Annotated in this window: 13 protein-coding genes; 8 read left to right on the forward strand and 5 right to left on the reverse strand. The window is 70.4% G+C overall.

The window, feature by feature from the left end:
* Positions 1-122: 122 nt before the first annotated feature.
* Together dprA and J7520_RS02890 are read right to left on the reverse strand one after the other, a co-directional pair.
* Positions 123-1,271 (reverse strand): DNA-processing protein DprA, encoded by a 1,149-nt coding sequence (gene dprA / locus J7520_RS02885; protein ID WP_291183673.1) that lies wholly within the window; start codon positions 1,269-1,271, stop codon positions 123-125.
* Between the two features lie 168 nt (positions 1,272-1,439).
* Complete coding sequence (locus J7520_RS02890) at positions 1,440-2,621, reverse strand: LysM domain-containing protein (RefSeq protein ID WP_291183676.1); 1,182 nt, start codon at positions 2,619-2,621, stop codon at positions 1,440-1,442.
* A 245-nt stretch (positions 2,622-2,866) separates the two neighbouring features.
* Between J7520_RS02890 and def the strand changes: the two genes are divergently transcribed.
* The 5 genes from def to J7520_RS02915 all read left to right on the forward strand — a co-directional run bounded on the left by def (position 2,867) and on the right by J7520_RS02915 (position 8,427).
* A complete protein-coding gene (gene def / locus J7520_RS02895) occupies positions 2,867-3,370 on the forward strand; it encodes a peptide deformylase (protein ID WP_291183679.1) in 504 nt (167 codons plus the stop codon).
* 84 nt (positions 3,371-3,454) lie between these two features.
* Positions 3,455-4,378, forward strand: a complete 924-nt coding sequence (gene fmt, locus J7520_RS02900) for a methionyl-tRNA formyltransferase (protein ID WP_291183681.1) — start codon at positions 3,455-3,457, stop codon at positions 4,376-4,378.
* A complete protein-coding gene (gene rsmB, locus J7520_RS02905; protein WP_291183684.1) occupies positions 4,375-5,730 on the forward strand; it encodes a 16S rRNA (cytosine(967)-C(5))-methyltransferase RsmB in 1,356 nt (451 codons plus the stop codon). Before fmt ends, rsmB begins: the two co-directional genes overlap by 4 nt.
* Positions 5,731-5,734: 4 nt before the next feature.
* On the forward strand, positions 5,735-6,259 hold the full coding sequence (locus J7520_RS02910; RefSeq protein ID WP_291183687.1) for a DUF4390 domain-containing protein: 525 nt from the start codon (positions 5,735-5,737) through the stop codon (positions 6,257-6,259).
* On the forward strand, positions 6,238-8,427 hold the full coding sequence (locus J7520_RS02915; RefSeq protein ID WP_291183690.1) for an ATP-binding protein: 2,190 nt from the start codon (positions 6,238-6,240) through the stop codon (positions 8,425-8,427). Before J7520_RS02910 ends, J7520_RS02915 begins: the two co-directional genes overlap by 22 nt.
* Positions 8,428-8,476: 49 nt before the next feature.
* Here J7520_RS02915 and J7520_RS02920 read toward each other — a convergent pair whose 3' ends face one another.
* From J7520_RS02920 to J7520_RS02930, 3 genes are all read right to left on the reverse strand, one after another.
* The gene (locus J7520_RS02920; RefSeq protein WP_291183692.1) at positions 8,477-9,472 is read right to left on the reverse strand and encodes a glycosyltransferase; all 996 of its coding nucleotides are present in this window, start codon (positions 9,470-9,472) and stop codon (positions 8,477-8,479) included.
* Positions 9,469-10,341, reverse strand: coding sequence for a glycosyltransferase family 2 protein (locus J7520_RS02925; RefSeq protein ID WP_291183695.1), 873 nt, complete (start codon positions 10,339-10,341; stop codon positions 9,469-9,471). Before J7520_RS02925 ends, J7520_RS02920 begins: the two co-directional genes overlap by 4 nt.
* 71 nt (positions 10,342-10,412) lie before the next feature.
* The gene (locus tag J7520_RS02930; protein WP_291183698.1) at positions 10,413-11,183 is read right to left on the reverse strand and encodes a glycosyltransferase family 2 protein; all 771 of its coding nucleotides are present in this window, start codon (positions 11,181-11,183) and stop codon (positions 10,413-10,415) included.
* Between the two features lie 269 nt (positions 11,184-11,452).
* On the opposite strand from J7520_RS02930, the gene J7520_RS02935 reads away from it, so the two are divergent.
* From J7520_RS02935 to J7520_RS02945, 3 genes are all read left to right on the forward strand, one after another.
* Positions 11,453-12,490 (forward strand): CDP-glycerol glycerophosphotransferase family protein, encoded by a 1,038-nt coding sequence (locus J7520_RS02935; RefSeq protein WP_291183701.1) that lies wholly within the window; start codon positions 11,453-11,455, stop codon positions 12,488-12,490.
* 79 nt (positions 12,491-12,569) lie between these two features.
* Entirely contained in the window at positions 12,570-13,955 is a 1,386-nt protein-coding gene (locus tag J7520_RS02940; protein ID WP_291183704.1) for a sigma-54 dependent transcriptional regulator, read from the forward strand.
* Between the two features lie 323 nt (positions 13,956-14,278).
* Complete coding sequence (locus J7520_RS02945) at positions 14,279-15,250, forward strand: DUF3298 domain-containing protein (protein WP_291183706.1); 972 nt, start codon at positions 14,279-14,281, stop codon at positions 15,248-15,250.
* Positions 15,251-15,252 lie beyond the last annotated feature (2 nt).

Raw genomic sequence — 15,252 nt, forward strand, 5'->3', positions numbered from 1 at the left:
TTCCAAATAACTGTTTTCATTGCAAATTATGGCTCGGGAGGGCGGGCGTTCGCGAGGCCGCTCCCGCTCGTGCGGCGGTTCCGGCCTGCGGTCGCGGGCCATTGGATCGACGTTCGCGCATTTCAGGAGCCCAGCCGCCGTGCATAAGTGCCACCGCCGCTGGCGACCACCTCGCCTTCGAGTTCGAGCATCAGCAGCATCGACGCCAGCGCCGGGACCGGCAGGCCAGTGCGGGCGGCGAGCTGGTCGACGCCGACGGCATCGTGGCCGAGTGCGGCGAGCAGCGCCGCGTAATCCGGATCGTCCGCGCGCGCCGGGCTCGTGGACGACGTCGTGGCAGTCGGCGGCGACGCCAACCGCTCGCGCAGCCGCGCGCCGAGGCCCTGCGCCAGCGGCGCGAGTTCCGCGGCGACTTCCTCGACCGTCTCGACCAGCTTGGCGCCGTCGCGGATCAGCCGGTGGCAGCCGCGCGCGAGCGGGTTGTGGATCGAGCCCGGGATCGCGAACACCTCGCGACCGGCCTCGGCCGCGTTGCGCGCGGTGATCAGCGAGCCCGAGCGGAGGCTGGCTTCGACGACCAGGGTGCCGAGCGCGAGCCCGGCGATGATGCGGTTGCGGCGCGGGAAATGGACGGGGCTGCCCGGCGTGCCGGGTGGGAATTCGCTGACCAGGGCGCCGTGCGCGCGCACGCGCGCCGCGAGTTCGCGATGCCTGGGCGGATAGACCAGGTCCGGTCCGGTGCCGAGCACGGCGACGGTGGTGCCGCCGGCGTCGAGCGCGGCCGCATGCGCGGCGCCGTCGATGCCCTCGGCGAGTCCGCTGGTGACGACGAAGCCGACCGCGCTCAGCGCGCGGGCGAACGACGTCGCGGTGGCCAGACCGCCCTGGCTCGCACTGCGGCTGCCGACGATCGCGATCTGCGGTTGCCACAGCAGGCCAGGCTCGCCGACGACGAACAGCGCCGCGGGCGCGGACGGGATCTCCTGCAGCAGCGCGGGAAAATCCTCGCCGTCACAGGTCAGCAGGAAGTGCGCCGGTTCGGCCAGCCAGGCCAGATCGGCGGCGAGGAGGCCACCGTCGGGTATACGCAGCCAGTCGCGACCGGCGTCCTCCAGCGAGCGCGGCAGCTCGCCACGGCGCGCGGCCGCGAGCGCGGCTTGGGCAGTGCCGCGCGCGGCGATCAGCTCGCGCAGCGTCGCAGGCCCGATGCCCGGTGTGCGCAGCAGGATCAGCCAGGCCTCGAGCTCGGCGCGGTTCGCTTCGACGTCCATCGCGGCAGTCTAGCTGCGCGCCGCGAGCGGGCGCGGCGGAAACTTGTCGCGAGGTCGTGTAGGAAAAGAGCGGTGATCGGTGATTCGTGATTCGGTCAAGCCGTCCGTCTGCACGTCCTCACGGCTTGCTCTCCCGAATCACCAATCACGAATCCCCAATCACGGCTCTTACGGCGTCTTGTCCGGATCGTGCAGGAAATCGCCGACGTGGATCGGCTTGACCGCGTCCATGACCAGGCCGTAGCTGACGCGCTGGAAGGTGCGGAACACCATCACGTGGCCGATGAATTCCGGCGGCAGGGTGACCTTCGAGTCGCGCGGGTTGAAGAACTTGCGGAAGCTGGCTTCGGGATAGTCGGTACGATCGACGACCTGTTCGCCCGGGTGGTAGATGCTGAGGGTCGTGCCGTTGTCGATGCCGTCCTCGCTGCCGCGCGAGAGCGCGACCACCTGGCGCGGGCCGACCGCGTTGAGCGCGTCGCTGAAGGCGATCACGCGCATGTTCTCCGGCACCTGGGCCGGCGCGTGCGGCGCGTACTGGTCGTCGTAGGGCTTCTCGTCGATCGGCAGCACGTAGTCGCCGGGGCGCACTTCGAAATCCGAATAGGTGACCAGGGCCGAGGACACGTCGGCGCTGCGCGTGACCTCGACGATGCCGAAATCGATCATCTCGTAGCCGAGGAAGCGCACGTTGCCGGCCAGGGTGCGTTCGATCGGGCCGTGGCGCCACAGCATCGCGGGGCGGCCGTCGCGCTCGTCGGGCTTGTCGAACGGGCGGCCGGTGCCCTGGCGATAGACCTCGCGCGGGCGACCTTCGTCTTCCGGCGGCATGTCGTAGTAGCGGCCGATCGGGCGCACGAGGGCCAGGCGCTGGCCGGGTTGCGCGGCGAGTCCGCGGATGTAGACCAGCTGGCCGGCCGCGCCGCGCAGCTGGTTCTCCTCGATGCCGACGACGTGCGGCGCGTTCGCGTAGTCGTCTTCGCCGACGATACGCGTGTGCTTGAGCCACTGCTTCAACGCCGACAGCGGGATCGCGGGAATCGCGTCCTCGTCCTGGCTGACGCGCGCGTGAGGCCCGATGGAGCCGGAACCGTGGCCGACGCGGCCGCCGTTCAGCACCAGCTCGTCGCCGGGGTAGATCAGGTGCGGATTGCGCACCTGCGGGTTGTCCTGCCAGATCTCGGGCCAGTGCCACGGCTTTCGCAGGAAGCGCGCGGAGATGTCCCACAGCGTGTCGCCCTTCTTGACGACGTAGCGGTCCGGCCGGTCCTTCGTCCATTCGGTGGTAGCCGCGTAGACGGACAGGGCGAGCAGCAACCCGGCGGAAACCGCAAGAAGTTTTTTAAGCATGGTCGCCAAACCCCTGTTCCCCAATGGCTTGGGAAGTGTATATGAAAGGTTAAGGAGGAAAAAACGACAGAGATCGCAAAATACCGCGCGCGCCGCGATCTGGAGGCCGGCGAGCGCCGGAAGCGTTAGAATCGCGTTTCGATCCACCTTGCGAGCGGTCGAGACGGCCGCATCTGGGTTACCGGTGCGATCGTCCCGGGTCGCGAGAATCCCGAAGCGAGCCTCCCGCCCGCGCTTTCCACATTATGTCCAAGCTGACCATCCTCGAATTCCCCGACCCGCGTCTGCGCACCGTCGCCCAACCGGTGACCGTCTTCGACGCCGCGCTCAAGCAGCTCGTCGCCGACATGTTCGAGACCATGTACGCCGCCCCCGGCGTCGGTCTCGCCGCCACCCAGGTCAACGTGCACCAGCAGCTGCTGGTCGCCGACATGTCCGAGAACGGCGACAAGCCGCTGGTACTGATCAATCCGCGCATCCTGGAGAAGGACGGCGAGCAGGTCTACCAGGAAGGCTGCCTCTCGTTCCCCGGCATCTTCGCCGATGTCGACCGCGCGCTGCACATCAAGGTCGCCGCGAAGGACGCCGACGGCAAGGAATTCACGCTCGACGTCGAAGGTCCGCTCGCCGTCTGCATCCAGCACGAGATGGACCACCTCGTCGGCAAACTGTTCGTCGACTACCTCTCGCCGCTGAAGCGCTCGCTGCTGCTCAAGCGGATGGAGAAGAAGCGCAAGCAAAGCGCTTGAGTGCCGGGATTGGGATTGGGAAGCCTGCCGAACATGTAAGCTTCTCCGAATCACCAATCCCGAATCGCCAATCCCCGCTCTTCCATGCGCCTCGTCTTCGCCGGCACCCCCGATTTCGCCGTCCCTTCGCTGCGCGCCTGCCTCGCCAGCGGCGCCGAAGTGGTTGCGGTCTATACGCAGCCGGATCGTCCGGCCGGGCGCGGACGCCAGCTCACGCCGAGTCCGGTCAAGCAGGCCGCGTCTGCGGCCGGTCTGGCGGTCGAGCAGCCGGAAACGCTGCGCGATGCGCAAGCGCGCGCGCGTTTGCGCGCCTACGCGCCGGACCTGATCGTCGTGGTGGCCTACGGGCTGATCCTGCCGAAGTCGGTGCTCGCGCTGCCGCGGCTCGGCTGCTGGAACGTGCATGCCTCGCTGCTGCCGCGCTGGCGCGGAGCGGCGCCGATCCAGCGCGCGATCCTCGCCGGCGATGCCGAGACCGGCGTCGATCTGATGCAGATGGAAGCGGGCCTCGACACCGGGCCGGTATTGCTCGAACGGCGCACGCCGATCGCGCCGCAGGACACCGGCGGCACGCTGCACGATCGTCTCGCCGCGCTCGGCGCCGAGGTTCTGGGCGACGGACTCGCGCGCGTCGTACGCGGCGAAGCGTTGGCGGCGACGCCGCAGCCCGAGCAGGGCGTCACCTACGCGCACAAGCTGGACAAGGCCGAAGCGCGGCTGGATTGGAACGAATCCGCCGCCGCGCTCGCGCGCAAGGTGCGCGCGTTCGATCCGTGGCCGGTCGCCGAAGCCGAGCTGCACGGCGAACGCCTGCGCCTGTGGGCGGCCGAGCCGATCGCGCAAGCCGTCGATGCCGCGCCCGGCGCGATCGTCGCGACGCATCGCGACGCGATCGACGTCGCCACCGGCGACGGCCTGCTGCGCATTCGCGAGCTGCAACGCGAAGGCGGTCGCCGCATCGGCGTGCGCGACTGGCTCAACGCGCGCCGCGACCTGGCGATCCGATGAGCGCGCCGCGCCAGCCGAAGCGGGGCGGAAAGCCGCTGACGGCGACACCCGGAGCGGCGGTGCGCGTCGAGGCGGCGCGTGCGCTGGCGCGCATCGTGTTCGACGGCACTTCGCTGCGCACGGCCCTGGCCGACGCCAATCCGCGCGTCGCCGACCCGCGCGACCGTGCCCTGCTGGCGGCGTCGCTGTTCGAAGCGTCGCGCTGGTGGCTGCGCTTCGACGCGGCCGTCGCCTTGCTGACCGAAAAGCCCTTGCCGCCGAAAGCGCGCGAGATCCGCGCGCTGCTCGTGGTCGGCCTCGCCCAGCTCACGACGCTCGGACTGGCCGACTACGCCGTGGTCGCGTCCTGCGTCGACGCCGCGCGCGCGCTCGGCCAGCCGCACTACGCCGGATTGGTCAACGCGCTGCTGCGGCGCTGGATGCGCGAGCGCGGCGAACTGGAGGCGAAGCTCGATGCCGATCCCGTCGGCACGAGCGCGCACCCGCGCTGGCTGATCGAGGCGATCCGTCGCGACTGGCCGGAGCAGGCCGCCGCGATCCTCGCCGCGAACAATCGCGAGGCACCGCTGACCTTGCGCGTGAACCGGCGTCGCGCGACGCGCGACGAACTGCTCGAGCGCCTGCGCGCGGCGGAAATCCAGGCCGACGCGCACGAGGAGCTGCCCGAGGCGATCGTGCTCGCCGAAAGCTCCGAGGTGTCGCGCCTGCCCGGCTACGCCGAAGGCGCCTTCTCGGTGCAGGACGGCGCCGCGCAGCGCGTCGCCGATCTGCTCGATCTCGCCGACGGCCAACGCGTGCTCGACGCCTGCTCGGCGCCGGGCGGCAAGGCCGCGCACGCGCTCGAACGCGCGGCCGTCGATCTGCTGGCGCTGGACAGCGACGAGAAGCGCCTCGTTCGCGTCGGCGAGAACCTCGCGCGCCTGGGCCTGCGCGCCGAACTGCGCAGCGGGGACGCGACGCTGCCTTCGACGTGGTGGGACGGCCGCGCATTCGAGCGCATCCTGCTCGACGCGCCGTGCTCGGCCACCGGCATCGTGCGGCGCCAGCCCGACATCAAGCTGCACCGCCGCGGCGCCGACGTCGCCCCGCTCGCGGCGCTGCAGGGACGTCTGCTGTCCGCGCTGTGGCCGCTGCTGGCGCCGGGCGGGCGGCTGGTCTATGCGACCTGCTCGCTGCTGCGCGCCGAGAACGAAGCGGTGCTCGCCGAATTCCTCGCCGCTTGCGATGATGCGCGCGCGCTGCCGTTGCCGCAGCGCTACGGCCACGCCGCCGGCAGTGGCCGCCAGAACCTGCCGGGCGAGGGCGGCATGGACGGTTTCTACTATGCGGTGCTCGAGAAGAAGAACGCTTAGCGCGGTGCTGCTCGCCGCGTTCGCGCTGACCGGCTGCGATGCGATCCGCCAGCAGCAGCCGGGCAGCCTGGTCGTGCGCAACGCGCGGCTGATCGCCGGCGCCGGCGTGGCCGCGCTCGAGCTCAGCCTCGACTGCCGCCTCAGCGGGCCGGTGCAGGACGCGCTCGAGCACGGCATTCCGATCACCCTGCAGGTCGATCTCCAGGCGGGGCGCTGGCCGCACGCGCAGATGCAGACGCGGCGCGTCGAGCTGCGCTACTTCCCGCTGTCGCGCCGTTATCAATTGCGCGAAGGCGGCGGCACCGATCCGCGCAGCTATCCGACGCCGGCCTACCTGGTCGCCGCGCTCGGCGCACTGCGCTTCGACCTTCCGGCCAGCTTCGCCGAGCTGCCGGCGACCACGCCGCTGTCGGTGTCCGCGCGGCTCGATCCGGCCGCGCTGCCGGGCGCGCTGCGCCTGCCGGCACTGTTCGAGCCGGCCTGGCGCCTCGCTTCCGCGAACTACGCATGGACGCTCGCGGCGCGCTGAACTTCTTCCTGCGCCGCGCGCTGCCGGCTTTGGCCGTCGCGGCGCTGCTGCTCGCTTCGTTGAAGCTGGCCGAGGACGCCGCCAGCGACAGCGTGCGTTTCGCCGCGCACTACCGCTGGGTGCTCGGCGCGGCGATCGTCGCGCTGGCGGTGCTGGTGCTGGCGATCGGCCAACGCTTGTGGCGGTTGCGCGCGGACATCCACCGCGGCACGCCCGGCGCGCGCCTGAACCGGCGTCTGCTGCGCATGCTGATCCTGCTCGCGGTGCCGTCGATCGTGGTCGTGTACGGTTTCGCGCTGCGCTTCCTCGACGCCACGGTGGAGAACTGGTTCAGCGTGCGCCTCGAACAAGGGCTCGACAACGCGCTCGAGATCGGCCGCATCGTCGTCGACGAGCGCCTGCGCATGGCGGAAAGCGCGAGCACGGCGCTCGCCGCGCGGCTCGCCGAGGAGCCGGCGGCGTCGGCGCAGGACGTGCTCGACGCGGAGATCGACCGCCTCGGTGCGACCCAGCTGGCCGTGTTCGGCGACGACGGCCGCGTGCAGGCCACCGCGAGTTCCGATCCGCGCCATCTCGATCCGCCGCTGCCCGACAGCGCGCTGCTGATGCGCGTGCAGGGCGAGCGCCGCTACGCAGCGGCGGAGCCGCTGGGCGACGCGCTGGTGCTGCGCGTGGTGCTGCCGATCACCGCGGACGGCGACGTGCGCCGCGGACAGCGGCTGCTGCAGGGCCTGTTTCCACTGCCGGAGCGTCTGCAGCCGCTGACGCGCGGGGTGGAGAGCGCGAGCTTCGATTTCCAGCGCCTGAAATTCCTGCGCGGTTCGCTCAAGCTGACCTTCGCCCTGATCCTGACCTTCGTGCTGTTGCTGTCGGTGCTGGTCGTCGTGCTCGCCGCGTTCGGCGTCGCGCGACGGCTGGTCGCGCCGGTCGGCCGTCTCGCGGCCGCGACGCGTGCGGTCGGCGCCGGCCGCTACGACACGCCGCTGCCGCCGGCCAGCGACGACGAACTCGGTTTCCTGGTGCGTTCGTTCGCCGAGATGACGCGCGAACTCGAGTTCGCCAGTTCGCGCGCGCAGAAGAGCACGCGCGAGACCGAACAGCAGCGCGCCTGGCTCGAAGCGGTGCTCGAGCGTCTGTCGGCCGGCGTGCTCGGCTTCGACGGCGACGGCCGCCTGCGCGTGGCCAACCGCGCGGCCGAGGCGATCCTCGGCGTGACGCTGTCACGCTACGTCGGACGCAGCGCGGTCGAGCTGAAGAACGAGCGGGCCGATCTCGCCGCCTTCGTCGATCCGCTCGCGCGGCACCTGCGCGAGAACCTGCGCGAATGGCGCGAGGAAGTGGTGGTCGACACCGTCGCCGGCCGCCGCATGCTGATGCTGCGCGGCGCCGCGCTGCCGGATCAGGCCGGCTACGTCGCCGTGTTCGACGACCTGACCGTGCTCAACCGCGCGCAGCGCGACGCCGCCTGGGGTGAGGTGGCGCGACGTCTCGCGCACGAGGTCAAGAATCCGCTGACGCCGATCCAGCTCGCCGCCGAGCGATTGCGTCGGCGCTTCCTGGGTCGCCTGCCGCCGGACGAGGGCGAACTGATCGACCGCGCCACGCACACCATCGTGACCCAGGTCGAGGCGCTGAAGACGATGGTCAACGCGTTCGGCGACTACGCGCGCCCGCCGCAGCTGGCGACGCGTCCGATCGCGCTGCACGCGCTGCTCGGCGAGGTGCTCGACCTGTACGAGAACGACCAGCGCATCGGCCTGGTGCGCCGTTTCGCACCGGGCGAGCCGCAGGTGCGCGTGGACGCGGTGCGTCTGCGCCAGGCTCTGCACAATCTGCTGAAGAACGCGCTGGAGGCGATCGGCGAATCGCGCAAGCCGCAGATCCAGGTGAGCACACACCTGATCCACGTGGACGAGCAGGACTGGGTCGAACTCGTCGTGGCCGACAATGGCCCCGGCTTGCCGCCGGACTTCGGCGAACGCTGGTTCGAGCCGTACACCACCAGCAAGGCGAAAGGCACGGGCCTGGGTCTGGCGGTGGTCAAGAAGATCGTCGAGGAGCACGGCGGCAGCGTGCGCGCGGGAAATCGCGCGCAAGGCGGCGCGGAATTCGTGCTGCGATTGCCGCTCGGCGGCGAAACCGCGATCGCCGGAACCGCCGCGCTCTGACGCTTCACCGCCGACCGCGAAGGACTCGCGCGGCCATTCCGCGCACGCTTCAGGTGCGCGCGAGCGCGTCGACCGCGGCCACCAGGCGGCGGCGGAAGTCGGCGTCGTTGCGTTCGTACCAGGCGCGCGCGTGCTCGCTGAGCGACTTGCGCTCGCGCGCGTCGAGGGCGAGCAGGCGTTCGATCGCGGTCTCGAGCGCGCCGTCGTCGACGAAATATGTCGTCGCCAGCCGCTGCGACCCGGTGCGCGCATACGGCACCAGCACGCCGCGCTCGGGTCGGATCAGCTCGTTCATCGGCGGCGCGTCGGTGGTCAGCACGATCGCGCCGACGCTGGTCGCCTCGACCAAGTGATGGCCGAAGCCTTCGGTTTCCGACGGGCACAGATGGAACAGATGCCGGTTCTGCAACTGGCGCAGCTCCGTGTCCGGCAGATAGCGCGTGACGTAGCGCAGATTCGCCGCCTCCGGCAGCGGCGAGGGCAGCTTTTCGCGCTGCACGATCGTCAGCGACGGCCATTCGGGGTGGCGCAGCCACAGGTCGACCAGCGGCTGGGTGCCCTTGTTGCCGCTGCGGCCGGCGAGGTGGAAGAACGTCGCTTCGCGCGGCACCGCGGCGAGCCGGCGATCGCCACTGGTGAAGCCGACGTAGTCGGTGGGCAGGCCGAGCGCCTCGAAGATCGACACGGCGTGGCGGGTCTTGGCGAACACGCGATCGACCGCGCCGAGGTGCGGCGCGTACTCGGGCTTGAACCATTCCGGGTTCGGCACCAGCGCGCTGCGCCGTGCCAGCAGCGGATACTTGCGCCAGGCGCGCTCGAACATGATGTTGACGTCGAAGCGCCCGTGCGCGGGACCGCCGCGCCAGCGCGCCCACGCCAGCTTGGCGCGCAGCTGCAGATGCCGCAGTTCGCGCCGCGGCCCGCCTTGGCCGATCGCGCTGACGGTGACGTCGAAGCCGGCCTCCTCGAGGACGCCGGCGAGCAGGCGCAGATCGCGCGACAGCCCGGCGCCGTTGTCGCGCGCGGCGACGTGGATGCGGCTCACGCGCGCGACTCCGTTTGCGCGACGTTCTGGCGCAGGTCCGGCGGCGGCATGGTGAATTCGGCCGCGTGCAGGTCCAGCCCCCGCTCGCAGCGCGTGCGTCGGTTCGTGCGCGTGTCGCGCAGGATGCGGTTGTTGGGCATCGAAAGATCGTTCGGATCGTCGGGTGCGCGCGAGGTGTGATGCAGATGCACGGCGAGCGCGGCGAACTTCAGCTGCCGCCGCGCGACGCCGGCGTTCTCCAATCGCGCGCCGAGTTCGAGGTCTTCGCTGCCGTAGCCTTCCATCGTCTCGTCGAAGCCGTTGACGCGTTCGAGATCGGCGCGCCAGAAGCTCATGTTGCAGCTCATGATGCGGCCGCGCCGACCGCGCGCCTTGTGTCGCGCGAGCCACGGCCAGCGCAGGGCGTGATGGCGGCGGAAATCGTGCGGCGCGTCGAACTCGCCGTCCATCCAGGGGCGGAACACCGGTTCGCCGCCGCCGAGCAGACGGGCGGATTCGCGCATCGTCGCGCGCAGGCGACCGCCGGCGAGGAAGCGTCCGGCTTGCGCGAAGGCAAGGTGGTCGGCGACGAAGCGCGGGTGCAGCAGCATGTCGCCGTCGACGATGATGACGTAGTCGCCGGTCGCCGCGGCGATGCCGCGGTTGCGCGCGCGCGCGGCGCGGAAGCCGCTGTCTTCCTGCCACAGGTAGGAAATCGGCACCGGGAATCCGCGGGCCTCGCGTTCGAGCCGCTCGCGCGTGTCGGCGGTCGAGCCGTCGTCGGTGACGACGACCTGGTCCGGCAGGCGCGTCTGCCGCGCCACGCTCGCCAGCGTCAGTGCCAGCGCCTGCGGCCAGTTGTAGGTGAGTACGATCAGGCTGACGCGCACACGCGGGTTCCGGGGTCGGGAGCTGCGAAGACGGGACAGGGCGTTTTTTCGTTGCGGGAGGAACGCGGCGATCAGATGCGTCCGCCGTGTCCGAGCAGCCACAGCTTGATGAACTTCTGCCGCACGTAGTTCGCCTTGACGTAGGCGTAGATCAGTCCGCGCCAGCCGTCGAGGAAACCCGCGCGCAACACGTAGCTGCGGAAAAACCGCCAGAACGGATTGACGATGATGTTGAGCAGGCTCGCGCGGCGTCCCTTGGCGTGCATGTGCTCGGCCATCATGCGCGCGTAGCGCTCCAGGCGCATGAGCTGGTCGGACATCGAGCGATAGGAAAGATGTTCGAGATCGCCGGCCAGCGTCGACACCTTGCCGTCCACGCTGGCGTGCTCGTGGATCTCGCGGCCGCCGCGCCAGCCGCCGTGGCGGCGGTCGAACAGGCGCATGACGCGATCGGGATAGGCGTTGCCGTGACGCAGCGGCGCGCCGAAATACTGCGACAGGCGGGCGAAGCGGTAGCCGGCGTGGCCGGCGAATCCGGACGCGCGGGCGTTCTCGATCGATTCGCGCAGGCGCGGCGTCACGCGCTCGTCGGCGTCGAGGCACAGCACCCAGTCGTGCGCCGCCGCCTTGACCGCGAAGTCCTTCTGCGAGCGATAACCGTCGAACGCACGCTCGATCACGCGCGCGCCCTTCGCCGCGGCGCGCTCGCGCGTGCCGTCGGTGGAGCCGGAATCGACCACGACGATCTCGTCGCAGAACGCCAGCGAGTCGAGGCAGGCGTCGATGCGATCCGCTTCGTTCAACGTGATGATGCAGGCGGACAGACCGGGTTTGGCGGACATGGGCGAGCGCATGGAAAGAGGGGAGGGGTGCCGCCGCGAACGGCCGCATTGGACCACAGGAAAATGTCGGCCTGTTCGCCGCGTTTCGGTGGTGGTATTGCGGCGTTCTCCGGCGGCCTCCCAGTACGGCGCCTAGGGTAGCGAACGGCGCCGGTGCCCGCACGGGGGCTTTTGTTCGCGCCGCGCAGCCTACATGCTACGCGGGCGGGGAAGCGGGGGCAGACCCAACGGCGCCGTCGACGGCGACCGGTTTGTGCAAGGAATCACGCGTGTTTCGCTACCTGTTGTTTGCCACCGAACTGTATGCCCTGCCGATTCTGCGTCCGCTCGAGGCGGCGATCCGCGCGCGCGGCGGCGAGGCGGCGTGGTTTCTGCCCGGGACCGCCGCGACGCACCTGCGCGAAGGCGAGCGGCGCCTGACCGACGCGCGCGCGGTCGCGCAATGGGCGCCGCAGGCGGTGCTGGCGGCGAGCAACTGGGCGCCGCATTTCTTTCCCGGCGCCAAGGTGCAGCTGTTCCACGGCTTCAATGTCGAGAAGCGCGCCGACCAGCGCGGTCATTTCCGCATCCGCGGCTTGTTCGACCTGTACTGCACGCAAGGCCCCGCGACGACCGCGCCGTTCCGCGAACTGGCGCGCGCGCACGGCCATTTCGCCGTGGTCGAGACCGGCTGGCCGAAGCTCGATCCGTTGTTCGCGACGGACGGCGGCGAGGCCGCCGCGCTGCGTCCCGCCGACGGCCGCCCGGTCGTGCTGTACGCCTCCACATTCACCGAGAGCCTGAGTTCCGCGCCGCTGCTGCGCGAGGAAATCGCGCGCCAGATCGCCGGCGGCGAGCGCTACTGGCTGCTGACCCTGCATCCGAAATCCGATCCGCGCTGGATCGCCGAGTACCGCGCGCTGGCCGGGCCGAACGCGCGCTTCGTCGAAAGCGACGCGCTGATTCCGGCCTTGCGCGCGGCGGATGTGCTGGTGTCGGACACCTCGTCGGTGGTGTCGGAGTTCGCGGTCCAGCGCAAGCCGGTGGTGACCTTGCGCAACCGCGCGCCGAAACCGCACATGATCGATATCCAGGCGCCGGAGGAACTCGGCGCGGCGCTGACGCAGGCGTTCTCGCCGTCGGACGCCCTCCAGCGCGAACTCGCCGCCTACGCCGATTCGATCCATCCGTGGCGCGACGGCGGCTCCAGTGGCCGCGTGCTCGACGCGGTGGCGAGCCTGCACGCCGGCGATCTCGGCCCGCTCGCGCGAAAGCCGGCGAATCTGTGGCGCAAATGGCAGATCCGCTCGCGGTTGAAGAAATTCTGAGCCGCGCCGGTGCACCCCGGCGCGGCTCGATGCGCTATTCTCCTTGTCTCGTTTTTGCAACATGTAAACGGAAAGGCCTATGGCGGGCGCGCGCATCCTCGTCGTCGACGACGAGCCGGACATCCGGTCCACGATCAAGGACATCCTCGAAGACGAAGGCTACGTCGTCGACCTGGCCGAATCGGCCGCGGCCGCGCGCGAGGCGCGTCGCCGCCAGCGCCCGGACGTGGTCCTGCTCGACATCTGGATGCCCGATCTCGACGGCATCAGCCTGCTGCGCGAATGGAGCGAGCGCGGCGGCCTGCCCTGCCCGGTGGTGATGATCAGCGGTCACGGCACGGTCGAGACCGCGGTCGAGGCGACGCGCCTGGGTGCCTGGGACTTCATCGAGAAGCCCATTTCGCTGACCAAGCTGCTGCTGGTGGTCGGCCATGCGCTCGAGGCGGGGCGGCTCAAGCGCGAGAACGAAGGCCTGCGTCGCCAATTGCCGGCGCCTGCCGAGCTGGTCGGTTCCGGGCGCGCGACGCAGGCACTGCGCACGCAGCTCGACAAGCTCGCCGCGCACGACACCGGCGTGCTGGTGCACGGCGAGCCGGGCACCGGCAAGGAGACCTTGGCGCGTGCGCTGCACGAGCGCAGCGCGCGGCGCAGCGGACCGTTCGTCACCGTCGCCGCCGGCGCGATCGCGCGCGAGCACGCGGCGCTGGCCCTGTTCGGTGCCGAGGATGCGAGCGGCTCGCAGCAAGGCCTGATCGAGCAGGCCAACGGCGGCACGCTGTTTCTCGACGAAGTCGCCGATCTCGATCCGGAATTGCAGCTGCGCCTGTCCAGCGTGATCGAGCGCCGCGTGCTGATCCGCTGCGGCGGCCACGAACCGGTCGCGATCGACGCACGCGTGATCGCGGCGACCGCGCAGGATCTGGAATCGCTGGTCGCGGCCGGGCGCTTCCGCGAAGAGCTGTACTACCAGCTCAAGGTCGTGCCGCTGGCGGTGCCGCCGCTGCGCGAGCGCGGCGACGACATTCCCGAGCTGCTGCGCTACCACGCGGACTGGTTCGCCAATCGCGACAAGCTGCCGTACCGCCATTTCCCGGTGGCGGTGCAGAACCGCCTGCGCCACTACGCGTGGCCCGGCAACCTGCGCGAGCTGCGCAACCTGGTGCAGCGCCTGCTGGTGCTCGGCAGCAGCGGCGACGTCGGGCTCGACGAGGTCGAACTCGCCCTCGGCCAGGTCGCCGCGGTGTCGGCGTCGCCGGCGGCGGCGATCGACGCGCCGGCGATCGATTTCAGCCTGCCTCTGCGCGAGGCGCGCGAGCAGTTCGAGCGTGCTTACCTGCTGCATCAGCTCGACGCCGCCGGCGGCAGTGTCGGCCGGTTGGCGAAGGCGGTCGGCATGGAGCGCACGCACCTGTATCGCAAGCTGAAGGATCTGGACATCGATCCGCGGGGTGGCATGCGGGAGTAGTCGCGGGAGCCTCGAAGGACTTCGATGGTCGTCATTCCGCGAAGGGAAACCTCATCCGGCGAACTCATCACTCCCGCGGATGCGGGGCGGCGAAGACTTGAAGATCGTAGCGAACATTCGCGCAGCGAACGGCCCCAACGGTGCGCGGAGGGATGACCGCGTGTCATCCACTTTGACTTTTCCCGGGCGCGATCCGGAGCAGAATGGACACCGGTCCGTCGGTGCTCGATGAAGCGCCTCCCGTTCGCGCGGGAATGACGACCGTCGAGGTTTCGCGGTAGATCACGGCGATCGTGGATGATCGCAGGGACAAGGAGAAGGCAATGGCGTTCGGAAGGATGAAGGCCGTACTCGCCGCAGCGGCGATTCTCGTGACGCAGGCGCACGCGGCGGAAGCGCTGAGGATCGAGGCGCACAAGGTCGAGGCGAAATCGACCGCCTACGAGATCGCCGCGCAATACCCGAGCACCGGACTCGCGGCGATCGACACCGAGATCAAGGCGTGGATCGACGCCGAGGTCGCGCAGTTCAAGAAACAGGCGGCGCCGGAGCCGGGATCGGCGCTCGGGCCGTGGACGCTCGACATCGCCTACACCGTCGAGCGCAACGACACCGAGGTGCTGGCGCTGTCGTTCACGGAATCCACGTACACCGGCGGCGCGCACGGAAGCCATTTCTTCCGCACCTACAACTATCTGCTGCCGGACGGCCGGCGCGTCGATCTCGCGCAGATCCTCGACGGCCGCAAGGGGCTCGCCAAGCTCAGCGCCTTCGCCGTCGCCGACCTGGACAAGCGTCTCGGCGGCCCGGACGGCATGACCGATGCGCAATGGATCCGGCGCGGCGCCGGGCCGGACTGGGGCAACTTCGAGAATTTCCTGCTGCTGTCCGATGCGCTGAAGATTAAGTTTCCGCCGTACCAGGTTGCCGCGTATGCGGCCGGTCCGCAGGAGGTCAGGGTCCCGCTGTCGGCGCTCGACGGCGTCTTGCGCGCGGACCGGCGCGCGCCGGTCGCCTCGTTCGACTGCGCGAAGGCGGCGACGCCGGTCGAGCGGGCGGTCTGCGCCGATTCGGCGCTGGCGCGGCTCGACCGCGAGGTCGCGCAGGCCTACGGCGTCCGGCTCGGCGCCGTCGAAGCGGAGGCCGACAAGCAGGCGATTCGAACGACGCAGCGCGCCTGGCTGCAGCGCCGCGACGCGGCGTGCAAGGAGAAGGAAACGGCGGGTTCCGAGCTCGGCGCCTGCCTGACCGGCGTCTACCGCATGCGCCTGGACGAGCTGTCGGCCCAGCCGTGAGG

It is taken from the genome of Dokdonella sp. (genome assembly GCF_017744955.1).
Taxonomy (GTDB): domain Bacteria; phylum Pseudomonadota; class Gammaproteobacteria; order Xanthomonadales; family Rhodanobacteraceae; genus Dokdonella_A.

What these genes read in the sequence shown, in the direction of transcription:
- dprA (WP_291183673.1), bottom strand. Translation starts at nt 1,271, where the DNA reads ATGGACGTCGAAGCGAACCGCGCCGAGCTCGAGGCCTGGCTGATCCTG.
- J7520_RS02890 (WP_291183676.1), bottom strand. Translation starts at nt 2,621, where the DNA reads ATGCTTAAAAAACTTCTTGCGGTTTCCGCCGGGTTGCTGCTCGCCCTG.
- def (WP_291183679.1), top strand. Translation starts at nt 2,867, where the DNA reads ATGTCCAAGCTGACCATCCTCGAATTCCCCGACCCGCGTCTGCGCACC.
- fmt (WP_291183681.1), top strand. Translation starts at nt 3,455, where the DNA reads ATGCGCCTCGTCTTCGCCGGCACCCCCGATTTCGCCGTCCCTTCGCTG.
- rsmB (WP_291183684.1), top strand. Translation starts at nt 4,375, where the DNA reads ATGAGCGCGCCGCGCCAGCCGAAGCGGGGCGGAAAGCCGCTGACGGCG.
- J7520_RS02915 (WP_291183690.1), top strand. Translation starts at nt 6,238, where the DNA reads ATGGACGCTCGCGGCGCGCTGAACTTCTTCCTGCGCCGCGCGCTGCCG.
- J7520_RS02930 (WP_291183698.1), bottom strand. Translation starts at nt 11,183, where the DNA reads ATGTCCGCCAAACCCGGTCTGTCCGCCTGCATCATCACGTTGAACGAA.
- J7520_RS02940 (WP_291183704.1), top strand. Translation starts at nt 12,570, where the DNA reads ATGGCGGGCGCGCGCATCCTCGTCGTCGACGACGAGCCGGACATCCGG.
- J7520_RS02945 (WP_291183706.1), top strand. Translation starts at nt 14,279, where the DNA reads ATGGCGTTCGGAAGGATGAAGGCCGTACTCGCCGCAGCGGCGATTCTC.